The 23,410-nt window shown below is 66.3% G+C and carries 26 protein-coding genes; 12 read left to right on the forward strand and 14 right to left on the reverse strand.

Annotated features, from left to right (window positions below):
* The first annotated feature begins 1 nt into the window (after position 1).
* Both ssuC and J0O65_RS15145 read left to right on the forward strand, forming a co-directional pair.
* A complete protein-coding gene (gene ssuC, locus J0O65_RS15140) occupies positions 2-793 on the forward strand; it encodes an aliphatic sulfonate ABC transporter permease SsuC (protein WP_215407941.1) in 792 nt (263 codons plus the stop codon).
* A gap of 23 nt (positions 794-816) precedes the next feature.
* On the forward strand, positions 817-1,647 hold the full coding sequence (locus J0O65_RS15145; RefSeq protein WP_215407943.1) for an ATP-binding cassette domain-containing protein: 831 nt from the start codon (positions 817-819) through the stop codon (positions 1,645-1,647).
* On the opposite strand, the gene J0O65_RS15150 is transcribed toward J0O65_RS15145, so the two are convergent.
* Positions 1,604-2,293 (reverse strand): HAD-IA family hydrolase, encoded by a 690-nt coding sequence (locus tag J0O65_RS15150; RefSeq protein WP_251373766.1) that lies wholly within the window; start codon positions 2,291-2,293, stop codon positions 1,604-1,606. The two genes, J0O65_RS15145 and J0O65_RS15150, sit on opposite strands and share 44 nt — an antisense overlap.
* 238 nt (positions 2,294-2,531) lie before the next feature.
* Between J0O65_RS15150 and J0O65_RS15155 the strand changes: the two genes are divergently transcribed.
* Positions 2,532-3,095: a PEP-CTERM sorting domain-containing protein gene (locus J0O65_RS15155; protein WP_215407946.1), complete on the forward strand. Its 564-nt coding sequence runs from the start codon at positions 2,532-2,534 to the stop codon at positions 3,093-3,095.
* A 76-nt stretch (positions 3,096-3,171) separates the two neighbouring features.
* Here J0O65_RS15155 and J0O65_RS15160 read toward each other — a convergent pair whose 3' ends face one another.
* Positions 3,172-3,627, reverse strand: coding sequence for an META domain-containing protein (locus tag J0O65_RS15160; protein WP_215407948.1), 456 nt, complete (start codon positions 3,625-3,627; stop codon positions 3,172-3,174).
* 151 nt (positions 3,628-3,778) lie between these two features.
* Here J0O65_RS15160 and J0O65_RS15165 point away from each other — a divergent pair, with 151 nt between their 5' ends.
* The 5 genes from J0O65_RS15165 (at position 3,779) to J0O65_RS15185 (ending at position 8,910) form a co-directional block, all read left to right on the forward strand.
* Positions 3,779-4,714 (forward strand): hypothetical protein, encoded by a 936-nt coding sequence (locus J0O65_RS15165; protein ID WP_215407950.1) that lies wholly within the window; start codon positions 3,779-3,781, stop codon positions 4,712-4,714.
* On the forward strand, positions 4,711-6,186 hold the full coding sequence (gene pdxR, locus J0O65_RS15170) for a MocR-like pyridoxine biosynthesis transcription factor PdxR (RefSeq protein ID WP_215407952.1): 1,476 nt from the start codon (positions 4,711-4,713) through the stop codon (positions 6,184-6,186). Before J0O65_RS15165 ends, pdxR begins: the two co-directional genes overlap by 4 nt.
* A gap of 176 nt (positions 6,187-6,362) precedes the next feature.
* On the forward strand, positions 6,363-7,499 hold the full coding sequence (locus J0O65_RS15175) for a benzoate/H(+) symporter BenE family transporter (RefSeq protein ID WP_251373806.1): 1,137 nt from the start codon (positions 6,363-6,365) through the stop codon (positions 7,497-7,499).
* A 78-nt stretch (positions 7,500-7,577) separates the two neighbouring features.
* Positions 7,578-8,330, forward strand: a complete 753-nt coding sequence (locus J0O65_RS15180; RefSeq protein ID WP_215407956.1) for a CPBP family intramembrane glutamic endopeptidase — start codon at positions 7,578-7,580, stop codon at positions 8,328-8,330.
* Positions 8,331-8,370: 40 nt separating this feature from the next.
* On the forward strand, positions 8,371-8,910 hold the full coding sequence (locus tag J0O65_RS15185) for a gamma carbonic anhydrase family protein (RefSeq protein WP_215407958.1): 540 nt from the start codon (positions 8,371-8,373) through the stop codon (positions 8,908-8,910).
* A gap of 4 nt (positions 8,911-8,914) precedes the next feature.
* Here J0O65_RS15185 and J0O65_RS15190 read toward each other — a convergent pair whose 3' ends face one another.
* From J0O65_RS15190 to J0O65_RS15230, 9 genes are all read right to left on the reverse strand, one after another.
* Complete coding sequence (locus J0O65_RS15190; RefSeq protein WP_215407960.1) at positions 8,915-9,274, reverse strand: hypothetical protein; 360 nt, start codon at positions 9,272-9,274, stop codon at positions 8,915-8,917.
* Complete coding sequence (locus tag J0O65_RS15195) at positions 9,256-9,651, reverse strand: helix-turn-helix domain-containing protein (protein ID WP_215407962.1); 396 nt, start codon at positions 9,649-9,651, stop codon at positions 9,256-9,258. Before J0O65_RS15195 ends, J0O65_RS15190 begins: the two co-directional genes overlap by 19 nt.
* Positions 9,652-9,726: 75 nt before the next feature.
* Entirely contained in the window at positions 9,727-10,650 is a 924-nt protein-coding gene (locus J0O65_RS15200) for an acyl-CoA desaturase (RefSeq protein ID WP_251373767.1), read from the reverse strand.
* Entirely contained in the window at positions 10,647-10,964 is a 318-nt protein-coding gene (locus J0O65_RS15205) for a DUF3144 domain-containing protein (RefSeq protein WP_215407964.1), read from the reverse strand. Before J0O65_RS15205 ends, J0O65_RS15200 begins: the two co-directional genes overlap by 4 nt.
* A gap of 67 nt (positions 10,965-11,031) precedes the next feature.
* On the reverse strand, positions 11,032-11,517 hold the full coding sequence (locus J0O65_RS15210; protein WP_251373768.1) for a gluconokinase: 486 nt from the start codon (positions 11,515-11,517) through the stop codon (positions 11,032-11,034).
* Positions 11,518-11,534: 17 nt separating this feature from the next.
* Entirely contained in the window at positions 11,535-12,038 is a 504-nt protein-coding gene (gene yfiB, locus J0O65_RS15215) for an outer membrane lipoprotein YfiB (protein ID WP_215407966.1), read from the reverse strand.
* Between the two features lie 16 nt (positions 12,039-12,054).
* Positions 12,055-13,326, reverse strand: a complete 1,272-nt coding sequence (dgcN, locus tag J0O65_RS15220) for a diguanylate cyclase DgcN/YfiN (protein ID WP_251373769.1) — start codon at positions 13,324-13,326, stop codon at positions 12,055-12,057.
* Positions 13,323-13,916: a regulatory sequestration protein YfiR gene (gene yfiR / locus J0O65_RS15225; RefSeq protein WP_353056203.1), complete on the reverse strand. Its 594-nt coding sequence runs from the start codon at positions 13,914-13,916 to the stop codon at positions 13,323-13,325. Before yfiR ends, dgcN begins: the two co-directional genes overlap by 4 nt.
* 194 nt (positions 13,917-14,110) lie before the next feature.
* Positions 14,111-15,763 carry a Na+/H+ antiporter gene (locus tag J0O65_RS15230; RefSeq protein ID WP_215407968.1) on the reverse strand — a complete coding sequence of 551 codons (1,653 nt, stop codon included), beginning with the start codon at positions 15,761-15,763 and terminating at the stop codon, positions 14,111-14,113.
* Between the two features lie 189 nt (positions 15,764-15,952).
* Between J0O65_RS15230 and J0O65_RS15235 the strand changes: the two genes are divergently transcribed.
* From J0O65_RS15235 to J0O65_RS15250, 4 genes are all read left to right on the forward strand, one after another.
* The gene (locus J0O65_RS15235; protein WP_215407969.1) at positions 15,953-17,251 is read left to right on the forward strand and encodes a cytochrome c; all 1,299 of its coding nucleotides are present in this window, start codon (positions 15,953-15,955) and stop codon (positions 17,249-17,251) included.
* Between the two features lie 15 nt (positions 17,252-17,266).
* Positions 17,267-17,734, forward strand: a complete 468-nt coding sequence (locus J0O65_RS15240; RefSeq protein ID WP_215407970.1) for a (2Fe-2S)-binding protein — start codon at positions 17,267-17,269, stop codon at positions 17,732-17,734.
* Positions 17,727-20,045, forward strand: a complete 2,319-nt coding sequence (locus J0O65_RS15245; protein ID WP_215407971.1) for a xanthine dehydrogenase family protein molybdopterin-binding subunit — start codon at positions 17,727-17,729, stop codon at positions 20,043-20,045. The genes J0O65_RS15240 and J0O65_RS15245 overlap by 8 nt, the downstream gene beginning before the upstream one ends.
* 161 nt (positions 20,046-20,206) lie before the next feature.
* Positions 20,207-20,872 (forward strand): dienelactone hydrolase family protein, encoded by a 666-nt coding sequence (locus tag J0O65_RS15250; RefSeq protein WP_215407972.1) that lies wholly within the window; start codon positions 20,207-20,209, stop codon positions 20,870-20,872.
* 9 nt (positions 20,873-20,881) lie between these two features.
* Here J0O65_RS15250 and fghA read toward each other — a convergent pair whose 3' ends face one another.
* From fghA to lepB, 3 genes are read right to left on the reverse strand one after another with little or no spacing between them, the layout of a single operon-like run.
* Positions 20,882-21,751 (reverse strand): S-formylglutathione hydrolase, encoded by an 870-nt coding sequence (gene fghA / locus J0O65_RS15255; protein ID WP_285896798.1) that lies wholly within the window; start codon positions 21,749-21,751, stop codon positions 20,882-20,884.
* 56 nt (positions 21,752-21,807) lie between these two features.
* Positions 21,808-22,671: an NAD-dependent protein deacetylase gene (locus J0O65_RS15260; protein WP_215407973.1), complete on the reverse strand. Its 864-nt coding sequence runs from the start codon at positions 22,669-22,671 to the stop codon at positions 21,808-21,810.
* Between the two features lie 48 nt (positions 22,672-22,719).
* Complete coding sequence (gene lepB / locus J0O65_RS15265; protein WP_215407974.1) at positions 22,720-23,391, reverse strand: signal peptidase I; 672 nt, start codon at positions 23,389-23,391, stop codon at positions 22,720-22,722.
* Positions 23,392-23,410: the final 19 nt, after the last annotated feature.

The following is a 23,410-nucleotide window of genomic DNA, read 5'->3' on the forward strand; positions in this document are numbered from 1 at the left end:
GATGGCAGCCAGCTCCATCAAACGGGCCGCTGCCGCGCCGTGGCGCAATGCCTTGGCGCCGTGGGCCCTGCCCGTGGCGCTGCTGCTGGCCTGGCAGCTGGCGGCGCAGTGGGGCTGGCTGTCGAGCCGCATCCTGCCCGAGCCGTGGGCCGTGGCGAAAGCCTTCTGGCACCTGGCCGCATCGGGCGAACTGTGGCTGCACCTGAAAACGAGCTTGTGGCGCGCCACCGTCGGTTTCGCCGCCGGCGCGGGACTGGGCTTGCTGCTGGGGCTATTGACGGGCAGCTTCCGCCACGCGGAAACCCTGCTCGACACGACCTTGCAAATGGTGCGCAACATCCCGGCCCTGGCCCTGATCCCGCTGGTGATCCTGTGGTTCGGCATCGACGAGACGGCGAAACTCTTTCTGCTGGCCGTCGGCGTCTTCTTTCCCGTCTACCTGAACACCTTCCACGGCATCCGCTCGGCCGACCAGGGCTTGATCGAAATGGCGAAAAGCTATGGCCTGTCGGGCTGGCCCCTGTACCGCGACGTGATCCTGCCGGCCGCCATGCCCTCGATCCTGGTCGGCGTGCGTTTTTCGCTGGGACTCGTGTGGGTGCTGCTGATCGTCGCCGAAACCATCTCGGCGCAGGCCGGCATCGGCTACATGACGATGAACGCGCGCGAATTTTTGCAAACGGACGTGGTGCTGGTGGGGATTTTGCTGTACGCCTTGCTGGGCAAGCTGGCCGATTTGTTCTCGCGGGGGCTGGAACGCCATTGCCTGCGCTGGAATCCCGCCTACCGATAGTGACGAAACGAGGAAAGAACACCATGCTGCTTGCCCCCATCCAGATCGAAACGGATTTTTTGTCGCATTTCGTGCGGTACGACCCGGCCGGCGCGCCGCCGCAGGCGAAGCTCGCCCCGCAAGCTCCTTTGGCGCGCCGCGGCGTGCCGCTGGCCTTGACGCAATTGAGCAAGGCCTATGGCGAACGTCCCGTGCTGAACAACGTCGACCTGCAGCTGGAAGCGGGCGAATTCGTCGCCATCGTGGGGCGCAGCGGCTGCGGCAAGAGCACCTTGCTGCGCTCGATCGCGGGCCTGGAAAACGTCGACGAGGGCAGCATCGCCATCGGCAGCGGCGTGGGCGCGCCCGACATCCGCATCATGTTCCAGGAGTCGCGTCTGCTGCCGTGGAAGACGGTGCTCGACAACGTGGCCCTGGGCCTGCCCCGTTCCGTCGGCGCGGCGGCCGCCTCGCTGTGGACGGTGGGCCTGGCCGAGCGGGCGGACGACTGGCCGTCAGCCTTGTCGGGCGGGCAGAAGCAGCGCGTGGCGCTGGCGCGCGCCCTCGTGCACGAACCGCAGTTGCTGCTGCTCGACGAGCCATTGGGCGCGCTCGACGCCCTCACGCGCATCGAGATGCAGCAGCTGATCGAGTCGCTGTGGCTGGCGCGCGGCTTCACGGCCGTGCTGGTGACGCATGACGTGGCCGAAGCGGTGGCACTGGCCGACCGCGTGCTGCTGATCGAGGAGGGGCGGATCACCATGGACGTGCAGGTGGACTTGCCGCGCCCTCGCCAGCGCGGCCATGCGGCCTTCGCCGCGCTGGAGCAGGCTATCTTGTCGCGCGTGCTGCAACCGACTCCGCCAGGACGATGAAGCCGTCCGCATCGAGCGTCGCGACGATGGCTTCATAATTGTCGATGGCCGGGTGGCGCGTGGCCAGCGGGTGCGCATGCGTGGCGGTGACGACGATGACCTTCGCGCCGGCCGCCTCGCCCGCCTCGATGCCGACGGACGCATCCTCGAACACGAGGCAGTCGGCGGGCGCCACGCCCAGTTTTTCAGCGGCCAGCAGGTAGCAATCGGGTTTCGGCTTGCCTGCCTTGACGTCTTCGGCCGTCACCATGATGGCGGGTATCGGCATGCCGGCCGCCTTCAGGCGCGCCGTGGCGAGCGCGCGCGGCGCCGAGGTGACGATGGCCCATTGCGCGGGCGGCAGCGACGTCAGGAAACGCAGCGCGCCCGCGATTTCGATAATCCCTTCCACATCGATGATTTCCGCATCCGTGATGCCTTGCGACTCGCGCTGCGCGTCGACGCCGGGCAGGCGCAGCTTGGCGATGGTGTCGACCGAGCGCGCGCCATGGATGGTGGGCAGGAAGGCCGCCACGTCGAGGCCCTGGCGCTGCGCCCACGTGCCCCAGATGCGCTCGGCGGCGGCGATGGAATTGATGACGGTGCCGTCCATGTCGAACAGCAGGGCGCGGTAACTGCCAAGGGCTGGGGGAAAATTAGTGGACAAGATAGACCTTCCAGGCAAGAGCGGATGTTTATTGTAGCCGCATAGCATGCTGCATGTTTCTCTGCCATTGGCGCAGAAAATAAATTACAAAAAAGAAAATACAAATTGATAATTTCTGCTATGATCCGTTCGCATTGTCTTTAAAGCATGTTTTGCCGTTTTGCCAGCGGACATACATGCATTACATTCGATCGCCCCTTTATTTCTCATCTTGCAGATATTCTTGTGGAGCTAAATCATGCTGAAAAAAATTTGTTGTACCGCCGTCCTGGCCTCCCTGGCAGCGGGAGCCCAGGCGCAGGAACATCAATACTTTAATTTCTTCTATACGGGTTTTGTCAACGATGGCGTGTTTAATCCCCATGTCAAGTACGGCGGTTCCTTCTCGGGCCGCGACCTGAATGGCGATGGCGTGCTCACGACAAACGAGTTGACCAGCATGGTGGCGCTCGACATCGATTACACCAGATGCACGGCTGGGCCGAATTGCACGCTGGACTTTTCGTTTGATTACAAGAATGGATTGAGCATCGCTGCCCATTACTATGATGATAATGCGCCGCATTTTGAAACCTGGAGCCAGAGGGACTTTTACACTGGTGATTCGGTATTCCGCTACGCCGCGAACCGCGAAACGATTCCATTTTCCCGCGTGGACTTTTTCAGCCCGCAAACCCAGCAGCAGATTCTTTCAGCCGTGCCGGAGCCGGGTACATACGCGATGATGGGCCTGGGCATGGTGGCACTGGCCGCCATGTATCGCCGTCGCAAGCATGGCATCCACCCCGGTTTGGCGGCATGATCCCCTGACGTTCCGCGCATGACACCAGACGATGGCGCTGCACAGTGAACAGTGCTGAGCGCCATCTTTTTAATTGCTATAAGTACACTGATTCAAACCTGGCCACGGGCGCGCCATCCTTGAGCAGGATCAGGTACTCGCCATCGAAACGGTAGCCCGTCACGCTGTTCAAATTGGCCAGCACGGCGCTTTCCAGCTGCATCAACGGGGGCGGGCAGGCCATGCGCGTGCCGGCCAGCTGCGTAAAGCGCAGGGCCGTGCCGGCCACGGTATAGCCGCCCATGACCTGGTTGCAGCCCGTGAAACCGTGGACCTTGCCATCGTCGGTGAGGGTGATGCGCACCTCGCGCTCCTGCCCGGGCGCCATCGTCACCGGGGCGCCATCGAGCTGCGTCAGCTTCCAGTAGGTATTCGTCAGGCTGTAGCTGGGCGTGAGGCCGGTGTCCGGCTTGGCGCTGTCGGCTGTGGCGGCGCAGCCGCCGGCCATGGCGATGGCGGCGGCGAGGCACAGGTATTTCAGGCGATGCAGCATGGGAGGCTCCTGTTCGACGGTGAATAGTCGCAAGACTAGCACTTTTTCCGTGCCTGCCCGCGTACCGCAGCGGCGAATGTTTCCATTTTGCCAGTCCTGGCATTACACTCATGCTTTCTGCTGTTTCAACCTTGATCGGGGAGCCGGGCCGATGCTGCAAGCGCAAGCGCTGGATAATCGACTGGTCGCCACCACGGGCGACGACGTGCTGGTCGACCGCATCGTGCCCGGCGCGCCGCTGGTCATCGCCTTCGGCTTCGTCTCGTGGACGACGCGTCCCGCCTTCGATTTTTACGGCCGCCTGCGCAAGCTGGAACAGGCCAGCGGCCAGCACCTGAACAAGATACTCGTGCGCGACTCGGGCAACGCCTGGTACCACCGCCGCATCGCGGGCCTGGGCAATCACGTGGATGAAACGGCGCAAGCGCTGCGCGAGCTGGTGCGCCGCATCGCTCCCGGCCAGGTCAGCACCGTCGGCCAGTCCATGGGCGCGTATGCGGCCGTCATGTATGGTTTGCTGCTGGACGTGCAGCAGATCGTCGCCTTCGGGCCGCTGTCCTTCCTCGACGTGGAACAGGCGCGTTTGTACCACGAGCTGCGCTGGCTGCCCGTGATGGAGTCGCTGGCGCAAGACCCGCCGCTTTCCGGCTATTACGACCTGGCGGCCCTGTGCCGCGCCAGGGCGACGGACAATACGCAGCTGCACCTGGTGTTCGGCACCCGGCCGGACGCGGCCAACGGGGGCGGCGGTGCCAGCGAATCGGTCAACCTCGACGCCATGCACGCGCAGCGCCTGGCCGCCTTCGGCCGCTGCACCCTGCACCCGTTTCCCCACTCGGGCCACGCCGTGGTGCAGCACCTGATCGACACGAAGCGCATCAACGGCTTGCTGGCCAGCTGCATACTCGGTCTCACCTTGGACGATGAACCGATGCCGGACATCAGCCGCGAATGGCGGGACTGGGTGGCGGAAAACCTGCGTTTGGGCTGCGCCGGCGAACAGCTGGTGGCGGTGCTGCAGCAGCACGGCTTTTCACCGGCCAGCAGCATGGCCGCCGTGGATGCGGCCCGCGCCAAGGCCATATGACGCCGCAGTTCGAACTCGACACCCTGAAGATCCGCATCGCCGCTCCCGCACTGGCGGCGCTCGACTTGCGCGTGCGGGTGCAGCGCGCGCTGCGCCAGCTGATACTCGACGGCGTGCTGGCGCCCGGCCTGCGCCTGCCGGCCACGCGCGCGCTGGCGCAATCGCTGGGCGTGTCGCGCGACACGGTGGAAATGGCGTACGCGCAGCTGCGCCTGGACGGGTATCTCCGGCGCCAGGCGGGATCGGGCAGCTTTGTCTCGCCGACGATAGGCGCGAGCTTGCTGGGCAAGCCTGCGGCGACGCTGCCGCCCTTGTCCGCGCAGCCGGTGGCGCTGAGCGTGCGCGGCGCGCAGATACTCGCCAGCGGCGGCGTGGCCGACCAGCAGAGCGTGAAGGCCTTCGTCACGGGCTTGCCGGAAACGCGGGCCTTTCCGCTCGACGTGTGGGAGCGCCTGCGGCGCCAGGCGGCCAGCGAACACCAGGCAGGCGTGCTGCTGCACGGCGACCCGCAAGGGGCCGAGCCTTTGCGGCAAGCCATCGCCGACTATGTGAACCTGGAGCGGGGCGCGCGGGCCACGGCGGACCAGGTGCTGGTGCTGAGCAGCACGCGCCAGGCCCTGTACCTGTGCGCGCAGGTGCTGGCCGACGCGCATGGCCCCATCCTGATGGAAGACCCCGGCTATTTCGGCGCGCGCAAGGCTTTCGAGATGGCGCAATTGCAGGTGATTCCAGTACCCGTCGATGCGCATGGCTTGTCGATCGACCACCTGCGCGCGGACCGCAGCGGGGCCAACACGGTGTACGTCACGCCGTCGCACCAGTACCCGACGGGCGCCACCCTGGCGCTCGAGCGCCGCCTGGCCCTGACTGCCTGGGCCGCCGAGCGCCAGGGCTGGATCATCGAAGACGATTACGACAGCCAGTTCCACTACGCGGGCTTGCCGACGGCGTGCGTGCAGGGACTCGACACGCGGCAGCGCACGATCTACCTGGGCACCTTCGCCAAGTCGCTGTACCCGGGGCTGCGCATCGGCTACATGGTGCTGCCGCCCGCGCTGGTGAAACCGATGACGCACGCGCGCAGCATCCTCGACGGCCATACGCCGCAGCTGGACCAGCTGACACTGGCCCGCTTCATCGCGGACGGCCATTTCGCGGCCCATGTGCGCGCCATGCGCAAGGTCTACGCCGTGCGCCGCGACGCGATGGCGCGGGCCGTGCGGCGGCACTTGCCGCACGTGGTGACGGCGCAGCTGCCGCCGGGAGGCTTGCAGATGCCGTGCCTGCTGCACGAGGGCAGGGACGAGCTGGACACGCTGCGCCTGGCGGCGCAGGCGGGCATCGCGCTGCCGGGCCTGAGCCGGCTGTACGCGACGCCGCCGGCGCGCGGCGGCTGGCTGCTGGGTTTTGCCGCGCTCACGCCGCACGAGATCGACAGCGGCATCGTGCGCCTGGCCCGCGCGCTGGGCTGATCGCTCAAGTGGTCTGTTGCAGATGTGGAAATTGGCCTGCCTGAGCAGTCCATGTGGCCGTTAAGATGCCCTTTTGAACCTCAGGCAAGGGCATACGCATGCAGACAAGTTCCACATCCTCGGCGTCAATCGATAACGGGCGCCAGGCGCGCTGGCGCGACCTGGCATCCCCCGTCATGGCGGCCTTCATTTCCGTCCTCGTCAACTATGGCGGCACCTTCGTGCTGGTGTTCCAGGCGGCCCAACTGGCGCAGCTGAGCGCCGCGCAGACGGCGTCCTGGGTCTGGTCGCTGAGCATCGGCGTGGGCGTGACGGGCATCTGGCTCAGCTACCGCTACCGCGCACCCATCATCACGGCCTGGTCCACGCCCGGCGTGGCCTTCCTGGCCACCGTCATGCCGCACACGCCGTATGCCGAGGTGATCGGCGCCTACATCGTGTCCGCCATCGCCTTCATTCTGCTGGGCATGTCCGGCGCCTTCGAGCGCCTGGTGCGCCTGATACCGGGCGGCATCGCCGCCGGCTTGCTGGCTGGTATCCTGCTGCAGTTCGGCGTGAACGCCTTCGGCGGCGCCAGCGCCGATCCCCTGCTGGTGGTCGTGCTGCTGCTGTCGTACGCCGTGCTGCGCCGTTTCACGGCGCGCTTTGCCGTGGTGGGCATCATGCTGATCGGCCTGGCCCTGCTGCTGGCGCAGGGGCGCATCGATGCGCAAGGCATAGCACTGGCCCTGGCCGCGCCCGTGTTCGAGATGCCGCGCTTTTCCGTGGCGTCCCTGCTGGGCGTGGCGCTGCCCCTGTTCCTGATCACGCTGACGGGGCAATACATGCCCGGCATGCTGGTGCTGCGCAATGACGCTTACCAGGTCAGCGCCAACCCGATTTTGACGGTGACGGGGCTCGGTTCGCTGCTCATGGCGCCGTTCGGCGCGCACGCCTTCAACGTGGCCGCCATCACGGCCGCCATCTGCACGGGCAAGGATGCCCATGCGGACCCGTCGAAGCGCTATGTCGCGGGCCTCGCTTGCGGCGTGCTGTACATCCTGGTGGGCGTCTTCGGCGTCACCCTGGCCAGCCTGTTCATGGTCCTGCCGCGCCCCTTCATCACGGCGCTGGCGGGCCTGGCCCTGCTGGGCGCCATCGGCAACAGCCTGGCGCAGGCGATGGCGGACGTGCGCATGCGCGAAACGGCGCTGATCACGTTTCTCGCCACGGCCGCGAACGTGATCCTGCTGGGCGTGGGCGGCGCCCTGTGGGGGCTGGCGGCCGGACTGGCGGCGCATGGGCTGATGCATGGCTGGCGCAAGGCGGCTTGACGGCGGCGTCGCCGGACAGCTTGCCCAGGTTGCCGGCCGCCGCATACAATTGCTGCCGCCCGTGCCCGTTGGCACCGTATGTCCGATCTGACCCGAACGATGCCCGAGATCACTTCCCTGGCGCAGTATCTGCTGGCGATCACGCCCGCCTTTCTCGTCTGCACCGCCTTGCTGCTGCTGTTGCCACGGACAATACCGCTGCTGCGCGTGCTCGTGCACATGCTGTTTTTCGTGCTGGCGCGCGACGCGATGACGGCGCACGGCTACTGGCAGGTGGCGGCGGGCGGCTTGCGCTTCACGGCGCCGCCGCCGGTCCTGCTGGCGCTGGGCGCCATGTCGCTGGGGCTGGTGGCCAGTACGTGCTGGCTGGAAAGCGAGGCGCGCCGCCAGATCCGCTGGCTGGGCATGCGCCCGGTGCTGTCCGTGCTGCTGGGCGTGGCGGGCGCGTGCGCGATCATCGCGCTGGCGACGGGCTTGAAAGCCGCATTTGGCCTGCCCTCGCTGCCGCCCGTGCCCGCTTCCGCGTGGCCATTGCTGCTGGGCTTTGCGCTGGCGGCCAACTGTTATGAGGAATTGCTGTTCCGCGGCTTGCTGCAGCAGCAATTGCGCGCCTGGCTGCCGGCCTGGCGCGCGGCGCTGGTGTCGGGCTTGCTGTTTGGCCTGTGCCATGCCTTTCTCGCCACCACCGTCACGCGGGTGGGCGCGCCCATCCTCGTGTTTACCGTGATCGAAGGCGTGGTGGCGGGGCTGGTATATTGTCGTGCCGGCTTGCTGGGCGCATCCCTCGCGCATGGCCTGGCCATTTTTGCGCTGGCCGCCGGCTGGGTGTGATACCTGTGGATTAATTTGATGAAGTGAAAGTGAAAATACGATGCCTGTCAGTTCCTACCTGAATACCCGTCCCGTGCTGGGCGAGCGCGTCTACCTGCATGATACGGCGCAAGTGATTGGCGATGTGCAGATCGGCGACGACTGCTCGATCTGGTGCAACAGCGTGCTGCGCGGCGACGTCAACCGCATCGTCATCGGCGAGGGCAGCAATATCCAGGATTTCTCCATGGGCCATGTGTCGCACAAGAATGCGGCCAAGCCCGACGGTTCACCCTTGACCATCGGCAAGTACGTGACCATCGGCCACTCCGTGATCTTGCACGGCTGCACGATTGGCGACGAGTGCCTGATCGGCATGGGCAGCATCGTCATGGATGACGTGGTGGTGGAGAAACACGTGATGTTGGGCGCGGGCAGCCTGGTGTCGCCGGGCAAGGTGCTGGAAAGCGGCCACCTGTACGTGGGCCGCCCCGCCGCCAAGGTGCGCGCACTGACCGAGGCCGAGATCGCCTACCTGCGCTATTCGGCCGAGCATTACGTGCGCGTGAAGAACAATTACCTGGCCGGCGAGCCGGGCTGATAGATCAGGCTGGCGCCGTGGCCAGCGCATTGATGCGCGCCGCCATGGCCCGTGCGTCAGGCACGCCGAGTACCAGGCGCGCCCACTTTTCCCCCCGCAATTCGATGACCAGCGGCTGCGTGCCGCGCGTCATGAAGACAAACTGGCGGTCGCCACCCTTGTGGTACGTGCCCGCCGAAATGACGCCAGGCAGGTTGGTGCCCGGAGCGCGCAAGCCCAGGGCCGTGCCGCGGAAACCGTCATCGTCGGTGGCGCCACGCACATGCTGCAGGGGAATACGCAGGTTGCCGTGAAAGGACGCCAGCTTTTCCCACAGGGCCAGGTGGATGGTCAGTGCATCGTCGTTCAATTCGAGGACAGGCATGGTGTCTCCTTTGGTGGTTGATCCAGATGGCTTAACAGGCGTTCGCCCAGCAGGCGGGCCGTCTCGGCGCCCGTGTCCAGCGCGGCGGCGCGGCACAACGCCGTGATGGCGGCGTCGGAGGGCGCCAGTTCCTTCAAGGCGATGATCAGCAAATCGACCGCTTCTTCCCGCGCCGGCCAGCCAGGCTGCAGCGCTTGCGCCAGCACGCGCTCGAACAGATGGCGCTTGGAGCCGAATGCCTTGTACAGGCTGCCGCGCAGCAAACCGGTCGCCTTGACCAGGTCATCGATCGATGCGGCGTTGTAGCCCAGGCTGCCAAAGACGGCGGCAGCCTGGCTGATGACGGTCGTTTCGTCGAAGTTGCGCGGTCTGGCCATGGTGCGTATGCAATGCGTGCGGCGGGGCGGGATGTCCCGTATCTGCTTCCACTATATGCATTGGTGAACGATTGGTCAATAATTATCTGCGGGCAGCCGTTCGCGCAGTTCCGGCCGCGGCGCCAGGTCGTGCGGCAGGCGCAGGCCGGAGACGAGGCCCAGGCGCCGCAACAGCAGCAGCATCCACCAGCCCGGGTCCCATTCGCCCGGCATCAGGCCCAGCCTGGCTGAACCCGGATACGCGTGATGGTTGTTGTGCCAGCATTCGCCCATGGTCAGCAGCGAGGTCAGGCGGATATTCCTGCCTTGCACGGCGGCGCCATCGACATGAAAGTGCATTTGCCCATGGTTGTGGGCGAAGTAGCCGATCAGCCAATGGCCCAGCACGCCGGCGCTGACGCGCGCGCAGACGCCCCAGCAGACGTAGCCCCAGCCGCCCCAGGTGTAGAACAGCACGGCCCATGGCAGTTGCTGCAGCATCCAGGTGGTTTCCAGAAAGCGGTAAAAGCGGTCGTGCGCGATGCGCGGCTCGATGGTCACGTGCGGTGGGTGGACGAGGTCCAGGCGGCAATGTAATTGCCACCAAGCATCGCGCCAGATGCCGGCGCCGTGGCGCAGATAGGGGTGGCAGTCGGGCAGGCGCTGCGCATAGTCGCGCAGCTCGTGCTGGCGCAGCAGGCCCAGCGGGCCGCTGAGGCCCACCAGCATGCCCAGGTAGACGAGCAGGTATTCCAGCCATTGCGGACATTGAAAGCTGTCGTGGATCAGTTTGCGGTGGCTGCCCAGCGAATGGCCGAACAGCAGGACGATGGCCGTGCCAGCCGCAAACAGCAGCAGGCCGGTCCAGCTGAAGAAGAACAGGGCGCCAGTCACGGCGCCGGCCAGCATGGCCGTCAGCCACAGCGAGGGCAGCGGCGCATGGCGCACCACGCCGTCGAGTACGCTGTCCGCGCCGGTGGTGCGGACTCGGTGGCTGTCCAGACTGGCCGCGCTTATCAACCCTGGGGGGCGGACGACGGTTGCGTGTATTTGTCGAAGTTGGTGATGTAGTCGTTGAAGTTGTCGGTCAGCATGTGCTTGTACTGTTCCGTGAAGAAGGCCACGGCGCCTTCCTTTTCTGCCTGCATCTTGGCCACGTCGTTGGTCTTGCTGGCGACGAGGAAGGCGTTGAAGCGGGCGGCCGCGTACAGCAGCGAGGTGGCCACTTCATTGCCGCCGCTGTGCAGGCATTGTTCGTTGGCCAGGGCGATGACCTGGTCGGCGCGTTCCCAGAATTCCGGGCCCGGCGCCGGTTTTGTCGTTGGTGTGGTCATAAAAATCCTTCGTGAAAGTGCGCGCCAGTCTACACAGGGGGCCGCGGGCTGTCCAGCCGCGCGCCTGTCAGCGCGCCTGCAGGATCTGTTCGAGCAGCGTGGCCAGCGGCTGGCGGATGTCGAGCACTATACCGGCCTCGTCCGCCTGCAAGGGTTGCAGGGTGGCCAGCTGGCTGTCGAGCAGGCTGGGCGGCATGAAATGGCCGGGGCGCTGCAGGCGGCGCTCCAGCACCTCGCGCGGGCCGTCCAGGTGAACGAAGCGCAGGGCCGGGTCGCCTTCGCGCAGCACGTCGCGGTAGGCGCGCTTCAGGGCCGAGCAGGAGACGACGAGGCCGCCGCCTTGCGCGCGGGCCGTGGCGATGCGCTCGCGCAGGGCCGCCAGCCAGCCGGCCCGGTCCGCGTCGTCGAGCGGGATGCCGGCCGCCATCTTGGCCACGTTTTCCGGGGAATGCACGTCGTCGCCTTCCACGTAAGGCACGCCCAAGGCTTGGGCCAGCAGGCTGCCGACGGCGCTCTTGCCGCAGCCGGAGACGCCCATCACGACCCAGCGCATGGCGGGCACGCCCACGTTCAAGGCGCCGAAACGATGACGGTGACGCGGCGGTTTTCCGCCTTGCCCGTCTTGCTGGCGTTCGAGGCCACGGGCTTGCTCATGCCCAGGCCCTTGACGGTGATGTTGTCGCGTGGAATGCCCGATACGCTCATGGCGTCGGCCACCATGTTGGCGCGCGCCAGCGACAGCTTGTTGTTGTACGCTTCCGTGCCTTCGTTATCCGTATGGCCTTCCACGCGCATGTGGGTAATGCCCACTTTCAGCAGGGCGGCGCTGATTTTCTGGATGGCGTTGCGGCTCGGCGGCGTCAGCTTGGCGGCGTCGAATTCGAACAGCAGCTTGTCGGTAAAGCTCAGCTCCCAGCCTTCGTCCGTCTGGTTGAAGCCTTGCTCCTTCAAGGTGGCGACCTGCTCGGCGTTGAACAGCGGTTTTGTCTTTGGCGTGCTCTGGCAGGCGGCCAGCAGGCCCAGCATAAGAAGGCCGAGGAAGCCGCGACGTAATTGCTTGTAGAGGAAGTGCATGGTGTTGCTCCTTGGTTCAGGGGTGAAGGTGGGGGTGCGGCAGGCGCGCCACTTGGCGCGTGCCGCGCTGCGTCTGCTTGGCGCGGTACATGGCTTCGTCCGCCGCGCCCACCAGCGACACGGCGTCGATGGCGTGATCGGGGAAGACGGCCACGCCGATGGTCAGCGAGCTGACGATGCTGTTGCCAGTGGGGAGGTCGATGGCTTGCGCCATGGCGGCGATGATGTTGTCGGCGATGTGCATGGCGTCGCTGCTGTTGCGCAGCGGCTTGAGCAGGATGGCGAATTCGTCGCCGCCCAGGCGCGCCACCAGGTCGCCCTCGCGCAATTGCTGTTTGATGCGCGCGGCGATCGTCACCAGCACCCTGTCGCCCGAGGCATGGCCGAAGGTGTCGTTGATGTACTTGAAACGGTCGCTGTCGAGGAACAGCACGGCCACCTTGCCATTGCCTACCCGCGCCTCGAGGATGGCGCGTTCCAGCTCCGCTTCCATGAAGGCGCGGTTCGACAGGCCCGTCAGGCTGTCGTGGTTGGCGCGGTGCGACAGCGAGGCGTTTTCCTTTTGCAGGTGGCTTTGCCATGCTTCGAGTTCGTCGAGCAGGGCGTTGAAGTCGTCATTGATCTGGTTCAGCTCGGCGATGTTGGCCGGCGGCACGCGCAGTTCGAACGAACGGTCGCGCCGCACGCGGTGCGCCGTTTCCGCCAGATGGCGCAGGGGCGAGGTGATCTCCGTTTCCATGCGGCGCGACAGGCGCACGGCGACCACCAGGCTCAATATCAGGCAAGCGAGCAGGCAGGACAGGCCGCTCAGCAGGAAAGGCAGCAGGCTGCGGCTGTGCGGCACCAGGGTGATGTTGCCGATGGCCTGTTCATTGCGCATGATGGGGAAGGTCAGGGAATCGGGCAGCATCCAGCCCGTCAGCGCGCGTTCGATGATGTAGCGCGTGCCGTGCTCGCCCCGTTCCCAGTGGGCCAGCACCTTGCCGGCCTGGTCGCTCACCCGTGCCTGGTCGACGTCTTCATTGACGCCGATCAGGGCCAGCGCTTCCCTGGCGGCCATGGAGTCGCCAAAGACGACGGCCCCTTCCACCGTGTAACTCATCGAGCGGGCCACCAGGCGCAGGTTCTGGTCCGAATACACGCGCAGGGCCAGCAGCGCCACGGCCGTCAGGGTCAGGCCGGCCGCCAGCACGGCGATCAGCGACACGCTCAGGTGGGCGCGCCGCAGCACGCTGTCGAGCGTGGGGCGGAGCTTGCGGGCAGGCTGCTTGCTCATGCGGACGTTCATGGCGGCGGTCCCTTGCGACGTGCAATTTGCAAGGCGTTCGGATGCACGCGCAGGCCGCTGCGGGCGATGGCGTCGAGGTTGACGTCAAAACCGATCTGCGCCTCGGACAGGCGCAGGCAGAACATGGTGCCCACGCTGCAGGACGTGCCGGGTTCGGCGACCGACAGAATCGGCTTGCCGATGATCTGCGCCAGCAGATGTTCGCGTTCGCCGTCCGGCAGGCTGCCCAGGTAGACGACGTCGCATTCGCTGGCCGCGCTGGCCGCCGCGGGGATTTTCACGCGAATGCGCTGGCCCAGGCTGGAGGCGGGCGTGTCGACGATGGCCGCGCCGTAGCGGGGCGCGCCGAGCATGCAGACGCGCACTTCCGGGCGCGCCACGGGCCAGCGCACGTAGCTGATGATGCCAAACAGGACCTGGGCCACCTCGGCGGGACGCCTGGCGTCGGCCGCCGCGCCCGTTTGCGCCCACGCCGCGCACGGCGCCAGCGCACTGCAGGCGAGCAGCGATGCCAGCAGTGATGCCAGCAGCACATGGGCGAGCAGGGCGGGCGGCGCAAGGCGCTGCCTGTGGCGGAGGAAGGAGGGCACGGCGTCGGTGTCTTTATGCAGGTCGGGTGGCTATTCAAATAGTTACTCAACAACACAGACTGTACGGAAGTCCCTGCCGAAAGTAAATCACGGCGCTACGCCATCAACCTTGCATTATAAACATGAATATGAAAACTTGCATTCTTTACCATGAGAATTACTTGTCAACACTGCCGTGGCGTGCCAAAGTGTTGCTATTCTTCCAGTGTCGCTTCCAGCAAGTCGATTTCGCGCAGCAGGCGCAAATGGATGGTGTCGTCCAGTTCGCCCGAAATGCGGCGGCGGAACAGTTCATCGCGTTCCGCGTTCAGCGCTTCCAGGCGCAGCGCGCGCTCGGCCTTGGCCAGTTCCTGCAAGCGCATCGCTTCGTCGTTGCTGCTTTCGCCATACGCGAGGCGGCGCCGGTAGGCTTCGATCAGGCGGTTGGCCGCCTCGGTGACGACTTGCTGCTTGTCATTTTTGTCGATGCCTTCGCACACCTTTTCCAGCCGCGCGATGGCCGCTTCGGCGGCGGCGGCGCGGGCATTGCGCTCTTCCGTCGAGCGGCGCGCGGGCGGCGCGAACACCAGGCCCTTGGTCAGCAGGGGCAAGGTGACGCTGGCCAGCAGCAGCGACAGCAAGATCACGCCCATGGCCAGGAAGATGACGAGGTCGCGCGCAGGAAAGCGCGTGCCGTCGGGCAAAAACAAGGGCAGCGTCAAAATGCCGGCCAGGGTCAGCGCGCCGCGCACGCCCGCGAACGACGCCACCAGCAGCAGGCGCAGGCTGGGGCGGGTCAGCAGCGCCGCGTCCTTCGGTTCGCCCGCTATTTTCTTGTGGTGCTTGAACAGGGTCAGTTTCATGGAAATGAAGACCCAGAGGAAGCGCATGAAGGTCAGCCCCACCGTGATGGCGACGACGAACAGGGGCAGTTTCCAGGCGCTGCCGGCGCCCACTTCCATGGAGGCGGCCGGCAAGCCGGCAACGGTGGCGGGCAGCTGCGCACCGAGCATGACGAAGATCACGCCATTCAAGACCAGTTGCACGGTATCCCACACGGCCTTGCGCTGGGTGCGCGTGGCGGCCAGCGGGCGGCCGATCAGGTCGGCGTAATGCATCGATACGCCGGCCGTGGCGGCGGCCAGGATGCCGGAGCCGTGGATTTGCTCGGCACCCAGGTAGGCGGCGAACGGGATCAGGATGCTGATCAGAATTTGCAGGCCCGGCTCTTCGCCGACCTTGCTCACCAGCCATTTATTCGCCAGGCCCACGCCCCACGAGATGGCCAGGCCGATGACGATGCCGCCACCCGCTTCCTGCAGGAAACTCAGCGAGGCGGCGCCGATGGAAAAGCCGCCCGTCATCATGGCGCCCACGGCAAACGTGAAGCAGACGAGGCCCGACGCGTCGTTGAGCAAGGATTCGCCTTCGAGGATGTGCATCAGGCGCGGCGGGATGGGATTGCCGGCGGCGATCGCCGAGACGGCCACCGGGTCGGTCGGCGACAGGATGGCGCCCAGCGCGAAGGCGACGGCCAGCGGCACGCTGGGAATCAGCCAGTCGATGAAGAAACCCATGCCCAGCACGGTAAACAACACCAGGCCGATGGCCAGCATCAGGATCGAGCGCGCGTCGGAAAAGAAGGCGCCCTTGGGGATGCGCCAGCCATCGAGAAACAGCAGCGGCGGGATGAAGAGCAGGAAGAAAATGTCGGGATCGAGCGGCACTTGCACGCCAAACACGGCCAATCCCGTGCCGCCGGCGATCTGGATCAGGGGCAGCGGCAGCCTGACCCAGCGCGAGCGGGCGAGAAAGCCGCACAGGACGACGGTCAGGACGAGGATGAGGATGATGGTAACGGTATGCATGAAGGAGCGGCGGCGTGCTGAAACGCTGATTATAAGGCGCAGCCCGCCTGCGGCACGCCCTGCGTGTCATTGCGTACATACAACAAGTCACAATCGCGGTAAGATTGTCCCTGTCATTGTCATCATCTGCCCTGTTGCTGCCGTCCGTGCGCGGCAGGCGCGTGCTTAGCCTTTTATCGGACTCCTGTTTTGCTCAAAAAGATTTTCACCGGCCTGCTGCTGTCGCTGGCATTGCTCATCGTGGCGGCCCTGGCCGCCTACTTGTATTACTGGCGCCCCGCGCTGGCGCCCATCGATCCGCCCGCCGCCACGGCGTTTTCCCCGCAAGTGGTGGAGCGGGGCCGCATCCTGGCCGGCATGGGCAATTGCGCCGCCTGCCATACGGCCACGGGCGGCGCCGATTACGCGGGCGGCCACGGCCTGGCCACGCCGTTCGGCACGATCTACGCGACGAACATCACGCCCGACCGGCAAACGGGCATCGGCCGCTGGTCGCTGGCCGCCTTCCAGCGGGCCATGCGCGAAGGCGTGGGCCGCGATGGCGCGCATTTGTATCCCGTCTTTCCATACACCCATTTCAACCTTGTCTCGGACGCCGACCTGACGGCCCTGTACGCGTATTTCATGACGCGCCCGCCCGTGTACGCGGCGGCGCCCGTCAACGGCGTGCCTTTCCCCTTGAACCTGCGGCCCCTGCAGGCGGGCTGGAAACTGCTGTTTTTCAAACCAGCGACCTTTCAGCTTGATCCTGCGCAAGGGCCGGACTGGAACCGCGGCCGCTACCTGGCCGAAGGCCTGGCCCATTGCGCCGCCTGCCACACGCCGCGCAATGCGCTGGGCGCCGAGCTGGCCGGTTCGTCCTATCTGGGTGCGGCCATCGACCACTGGTATGCGCCAGCCTTGACCAGCGCCAACACTGCCCCCTTGCCGTGGACGCAGGATGAACTGTATGCCTTCCTGCGCACGGGGGCGACGGCCTTGCACGGCGTGGCGGCAGGGCCCATGTCGGCCGTCGTGCACGAAGGCATGGGCGCTGCGCCCGATAGCGATATCCGCGCGCTGGCAACGTATTTTGCCGGCGTGGCCGGGGCAGAACAACGCCAGGTCGATACCGATGCCGTGGTGAAAGCCGGCATCGCCCGCTCGCAAAGAGTCAGCCTGGTCGACAACGACCGTGGCGCCAGCCTGTACGTGGCCGCCTGCGCGTCGTGCCACTCGAACAGCGATGGCCGGCCCGTGGCCCTGCGTCCGGAACTGAGCCTGAACAGCGCCGTCAGCGCGCCCGATCCCGCCAACCTGATCCAGGTGATATTGCACGGCATCAGCAAGGACGAGGCCATGCCCGGCGTGCTGATGCCAGGCTTTGCCGCCTCGCTGACGGACAACGACGTGGCCCAGCTGGCCGCCTATCTGCGCCGCAGCCGCAGCCACCAGCCGGCCTGGACGAACCTGGAAGCGGCCGTGGCGCGCGCGCGTGCCGGCAAGTAACTCTTGAAAGATTCTATGTATAACATGACTGTGAATGGCCAGCCCTTCGGCACCGAGGCCGATGCCGAGACGCCCCTGCTGTGGGTGTTGCGCGACGAAGCCCAGTTGACAGGCACGAAGTTTGGCTGCGGCATCGGCATGTGCGGCGCCTGCACCGTGCACGTCGATGGCCGCGCCATGCGCTCGTGCATCACGCCGATTGCCGCCGTGGCCGGCTGCGCCATCACCACCATCGAAGGCCTGTCGCCCGACGGCACGCACCCTTTGCAGCGGGCGTGGCTGGCCACGCAGGCGCCCCAGTGCGGCTATTGCCAGTCGGGCCAGATCATGCAGGCGGCGACCTTGCTGAAAGACTATCCGCAACCGACGGATGCGAATATCGATGCCGTCATGAGCGGCAACCTGTGCCGCTGCATGGCGTACGTGCGCATCCGCAAGGCCATCAAGCTGGCGGCCTCCATGCAGGAGGCGCCCGGTGTTTAAATTGCCGAAAGAAAATTCCGCCACCCACCCCAGCTCGCTGGGCCGGCGCGGTTTCCTGATCGCCGCCGCCGGCACGGGTTTTACCCTAGCCTTCTTGCGCGCCGACAGCTCCTTGGCTGCCGGCAAGGTGGCGCCCGTGCCGCCAAAACAAACCGCCGCGCCCGTGTTCGACCCGAGCATCTGGTTCCAGATCGGCCGCGACGGCATCGTCACCGTCAACATCGCCAAGGCGGAAATGGGCCAGCACATCGGCACGGCCCTGGCGCGCATCGTGGCCGAGGAGCTGGAAGCGGACTGGAACAAGGTGCGCCTGCACTACGTGGACACGGACCCGAAATGGGGCTTGATGGTGACGGGCGGCAGCTGGTCCGTCTGGCAGAATGTTGACCCGCTCAGCCGCGCCGGCGCGGCCGGGCGCCTTGCGCTGGTCGAGGAGGGCGCGCGCCTGCTGCGCGTGCCCGTGTCCGCCTGCCACGCCAGACTGGGCGTCGTGCATGGCCGGGGGCGCTCGATCAGCTATGGCGACATCGTGCGCCGTGGCAAGCTGACGCGCCACTACACGCCCGAGCAACTGCAAGCCATCGTGCTCAAGACGCCGCGGCAGCGCAGCCTGATCGGCCAGCAGGTGCAGGCGCTCGACATCCCCGCGAAGATCAATGGCACGGCCGTGTACGGCATCGATGCGCAGGTCGAGGGCATGCTGTATGCGCGCCCGAAGATCCCGCCCACGCGCTACGGCGCGAAAGTGGTGTCCATCGATGATACGGCCGCGAAGAAGGTGAAGGGCTACCTGCGCTCGTTCGCCCTGCAAGACCCCAGCGGCACGGTGCCCGGCTGGGTCATGGTGGTGGCCGACACGTATGCGGCCGCCATGCGCGCGGCCGACCTGGTGCAGGTGAAATGGCGGGCCGGCGCGGCCGCCCACGTGGCGGAGCAGGATATCCTCAACTACGCCACCAGGCAGCTGGCCGACGCCAGCCTGGGCGCCCGCGTGGTCGATGACGACGGCGTGGAGCAAGCGTTCAAGGAGGCCAGCCTGCACCTCGAACGCCGCTACACGACCAGCACCGTGTTGCATTTCCAGCTGGAACCGGTGAATGCGCTGGCGCAGGAAATCGACGGCGTCTGGCATATCCACGCGGGCAATCAATGGCAATCCTTGATCCTGCCCGTGCTGGCGCAAGCGCTGAAGGTGCCGGAGAGCAAGGTCATGCTGCACACCTATCTGCTGGGCGGCGGTTTCGGGCGGCGTCTGAATGGCGATTATTGCGTGCCGGCCGCCCTGGCGGCGCAAGCCGTGGGGCGCCCCGTCAAGATGATTTGCACGCGGGCCGACGATGCACGCTTCGATTCGCCCCGTTCGCCGTCCGTGCAGCATGTGCGCATGGCGTTCGACGACGCGGGCAAGGTGTCGGCGATGGTGCACGAGGCCAGCGCCGGCTGGCCCACGCAAGCCATGATTCCCGCCTTCCTGGCCAAGGATAAGCAGGGCCATCCGTATGACCCGTTCGCCATCGCCGGCGCCGACCACTGGTATGCGGTGGGCGCGCAGCGCGTGCGGGCCGTGTCGAACGACCTGGCCAACAGCAGTTTCCGTCCCGGCTGGCTGCGCTCCGTGGGTCCCGGCTGGACGAATTGGGCTGTGGAAAGTTTCATGGACGAGGCGGCGCAGGCGGCCAAGGTCGATCCGCTGGCGTTCCGCCTGTCCTTGCTGCAGGCGTCGGGCCGCAATGGGGGCAGTGCGCCGAACGCCGTCGGCGGCGCTGCGCGCCTGGCCCACGTGCTGCAGCGCGTGGCGGACAAGGCGGGCTGGGGCAAGGCCATGCCGCCCGACACGGGCCTGGGCATCGCCGCCACGTTCGGCCAGGAACGCGACATGCCCACCTGGACGGCGTGCGTCGCCCGGGTCAAGGTGGACCGCAGCACTTGCATGGTGAAAGTCGAAAAATTGTTCATGGTGATCGATGCGGGCAGCATCGTCGACCCCGATGGCGCGCTGGCGCAGGCGGAAGGGGGCGCCCTGTGGGGCGTGAGCATGGCCTTGCATGAGGGCACGGCTTTCCTGAACGGCGAAGTGAAGGATACCAACCTGAATACCTACACGCCCCTGCGCATGGCCGACGTGCCCGAGCTCGACATCGAATTCGTTGCCAGCACGCATACGGCGACGGGCATGGGCGAACCGCCCACGACGGCCGTGGCGCCGGCCATCGGCAACGCCATCTTCGCCGCCGTGGCGTCGCGCGTGCGGCATTTGCCGATCCGCCCGGAAGCCGTGCTGAAGGGACTGGACCGGCATGGCGCCGTATGATGCGGGTGCGCGGCGAATTTGACGTGCGCCGCGCGTGAAAGGATGCAGGCTGGTACACTGGGGATTGCCGCTCAGGGCGCGCAAGCGGCGTCCGGTCCGGCAAAATCAGCGCACCAGCGGCGTGATTTCAGCCCGATTGCAATTCGATAGCGGAGGCAACCATGCAAGAACAATTTGTCAGCATTACGGCCGATGAACTTCAGATGGATGGCGTGCTTGAAATGCCCGAGCGCCCGGTGGGCATCGTCCTGTTTGCCCACGGCGCGGGGGCCGACAGCGACTACCTGGGCGCCTCCAGCCACGCCACCTCCCAGGATTTTCTGCGGGCGGGCATCGCCACCCTGCGCTTCGACCAGGGCGGTGTCGAGCCTGGCGGCGGCAGCGATAGCCATACCTATTTCGTGCGCAGCGATATCGTGCTGCTGGCGCGCCAACTGGAAAAAGCCCTGGGCTGGCTGCAGGTCGACCCGTCCACGCGGCGCTTGCCCTGCGGCTTGTATGGCTATGGCACCAGCGCGGCCGTCGTGATGCAGCTGGCAGCCTGGCGCGGCGCGGAAATCGCCGCGCTGGCCGTCTGTGATGGCCAGGTGGAAATGGCGGGCAAGGCGGCGCTGGAAAACGTGCGCGTGCCATCGTTGCTGATCGTGGGCGGGCGCGACCCCGACGTGGCCGGCCTGAACCGCATGGCGTTCGCCACCTTGCGCTGCGACAAACAACTGGAACAGATCGCCGCGCCCGGCGGCCCCGACACGCGGCACCAGGCGGCCCTGCTGGCCACGGACTGGTACACGAGGCATTTCAGCGGGCATACCAGCACGGTGCAGTAGGCTGCGAGGTCAGCCGATGGCGCGCAGGTTTTTCGCATGGAAGCGCACATGCTCTTCCATGAAGCTGGCGATGAAGTAATAGCCGTGGTCATAGCCGGCCTGGCGGCGCAGCTGCAAGGGCTGGCCGGCGTCGCGGCACGCCGCTTCGAAGACGTCGGGGTGCAGTTGCTCGGGCAGGAACTTGTCGGCCAGGCCCTGGTCGATCAAGATGCCTGCGGCGAACAGCGGCGGCTGGCCCTGCAGGCCGCGCATCAGCGCGCTGGCGTCGTATGGCTGCCAGCTGGCCGCATCGCTGCCCAGATAGCCTGTGAAGGCTTTTTTGCCCCACGGACATTGGCTCGGTGCGGCGATGGGCGCGAAGGCGGAGACGGAGCGGAACAGGTCAGGATTGCGCAAGGCCAGCACCAGCGCGCCGTGGCCGCCCATCGAGTGGCCGAAAATGCCCGTGCGTCGCGCATCGATCGCCAGTTCCTGCTCCAGCAGCGCGCGCAATTCCAGGATGTAGCTGTACATGCGGTAGTGGCTGCTCCACGGCGCCTCGGTGGCGTCCACGTAAAAGCCGGCGCCCACGCCGAAATCCCACGCTTCGCTCTCGCCCGCGATGTTCGCGCCACGGGGGCTGGTGTCGGGCGCGATCAGGATCAGGCCTTCCTCGGCCGCCACGCGCTGCGCGCCGCCCTTGATCATGAACGTTTCTTCCGTGCAAGTCAGGCCCGCCAGGTAAAACAGGGCGGGGCGTTTGGCGGTGACCACGCTGCCAGGCGCCGTGTCGGGAATGAAGGCCGAGAAACGCATGGGCAAGCCGATGGCTTGCGCGTCGTGGCGATAAAAGCGTTGTACGCCGCCAAAACAGGCGTGTTCACTCAACAGTTCCAGCATGAATTCTCCTCGTTAATCGCACAGTATAGCCAGAGCGGCGCACCGCCGGCACGGGATCAGCCCAGCATGGCCGCTAATGCAGGCAAGATGTCCTGTGCCGGGGCTTCGGTCTTGAAGGCCAGCAAATGGTCGGCGCGCGTCTTGCCCAGGTTGATGGCGGCCACGGGCTTGCCCGTTTCGGCGGCCATGCGGCACAGGCGAAAGCTCGAATACACCATGACGGACGAGCCCACCACCAGCAGGGCGCCAGCTTCGCGCATCTTGCGCTCGGCCTCGGACGCGCAGGCGGCAGGCACGCCATCGCCGAAAAACACCACGTCCGGCTGCAGGGTGCCGCCGCAGCGGGGACACACGGGCACGTGGAAGGTGGCCAGCTGCGACGGCTCCAGCAAGGCGTCGCCGTCGGGCGCCGGCGTGGCCGTGGCGCCCAGCAAGTGGGGATTGTCGCGTTCGAGCTGATCCTGGATCAGGCGGCGCGTATGGCGGGCATGGCAATCGAGGCACACCACGCCATGTATGCTGCCGTGCAACTCCGTCACGGCCGGGCTGCCCGCCTGCTGATGCAGGCCATCGACGTTTTGCGTGACCAGGCCGCCCATGCACTGGCGCTGCGCCAGTTGTGCGATGGCCAGGTGGCCGGGATTCGGCGCGGCGCGCGCCAGGGTCGGCCAGCCTACCATGCTGCGCGCCCAGTAGCGGCGGCGCACGCTTTCCTGGCGGCGAAAGTCGGGACCTTGCACGGGCGCATTGCCACGCCGCACGCCTTCCGTGTCGCGGTAGTCGGGAATGCCGGACGCCGTGCTGATGCCGGCGCCCGTCAGCAGCAGCACGTCGGGATGGCGCTGCAGGAACTGCGCCAGCTGATCGAGGGCGTGGTGGCTATTGGCTGGCGGCTGGCTGGCTGAGGAAAAATTTTGCATGATGCGCCATGCTAACCGAAAAGCACGGCGCCGTTGCAAGGGGCCGGTTTACTCCAGCTTCATGCCGAAACGCTGCAGCCGAGGCTGCCAATGCTCCTGGATATTGGCCGAGACGAGGATGCGCTCGGCCTTGCCGATCAGCAATTCACGGGGCACGAAGCCGAAGTAACGCGAGTCGGCGCTGTTGTCGCGGTTATCTCCCAGCATGAGGAAATGGTCGGCCGGCACCGTCACGGGAGCAAAGCTGCGCGCCGCGCCCGCCATGTGCGGCAAGACCTGGATGCGGTGCTGCTCGGTCGGGTTGCGTTCGCGGATGCGCTGCGCCGTCAGCTGGCCCAGGTGGGCGACGGTTTCCGGGGCCGTGTCGAGCGCCGTGTACCGCGCCGGCTGGCCATTGATGACCAGCTGTTCATTGCGCATTTCCACCGTGTCGCCGGGCAGGGCGATGATGCGCTTGATCAATCGCGTGCCGTCTTTCGGCGAAGAAAAAGTGACGATGTCGCCGCGCGCCGGCTCGCCCAGGCGCCGCAGCACGATATCGGTGAGCGGCACTTTCAGGTTGAAGGCGAGGCGGTTGACGAAAACCACGTCCCCTTCGAGCAGGTTGGGGCGCATCGACGCCGACGGTATCGGATTCCAGTCCGCCACGGCCGTGCGGAACACCCCGAACAGCAGCAGGAACATCAAAAAACCTTTGTTGGCGCGCATCCATGTGCTCATGTCGGCTCTTTCGCTGGGC

Source organism: Janthinobacterium sp. JC611, assembly GCF_018682595.1.
In the GTDB taxonomy this organism is placed as follows: Bacteria; Pseudomonadota; Gammaproteobacteria; order Burkholderiales; family Burkholderiaceae_D; genus Janthinobacterium.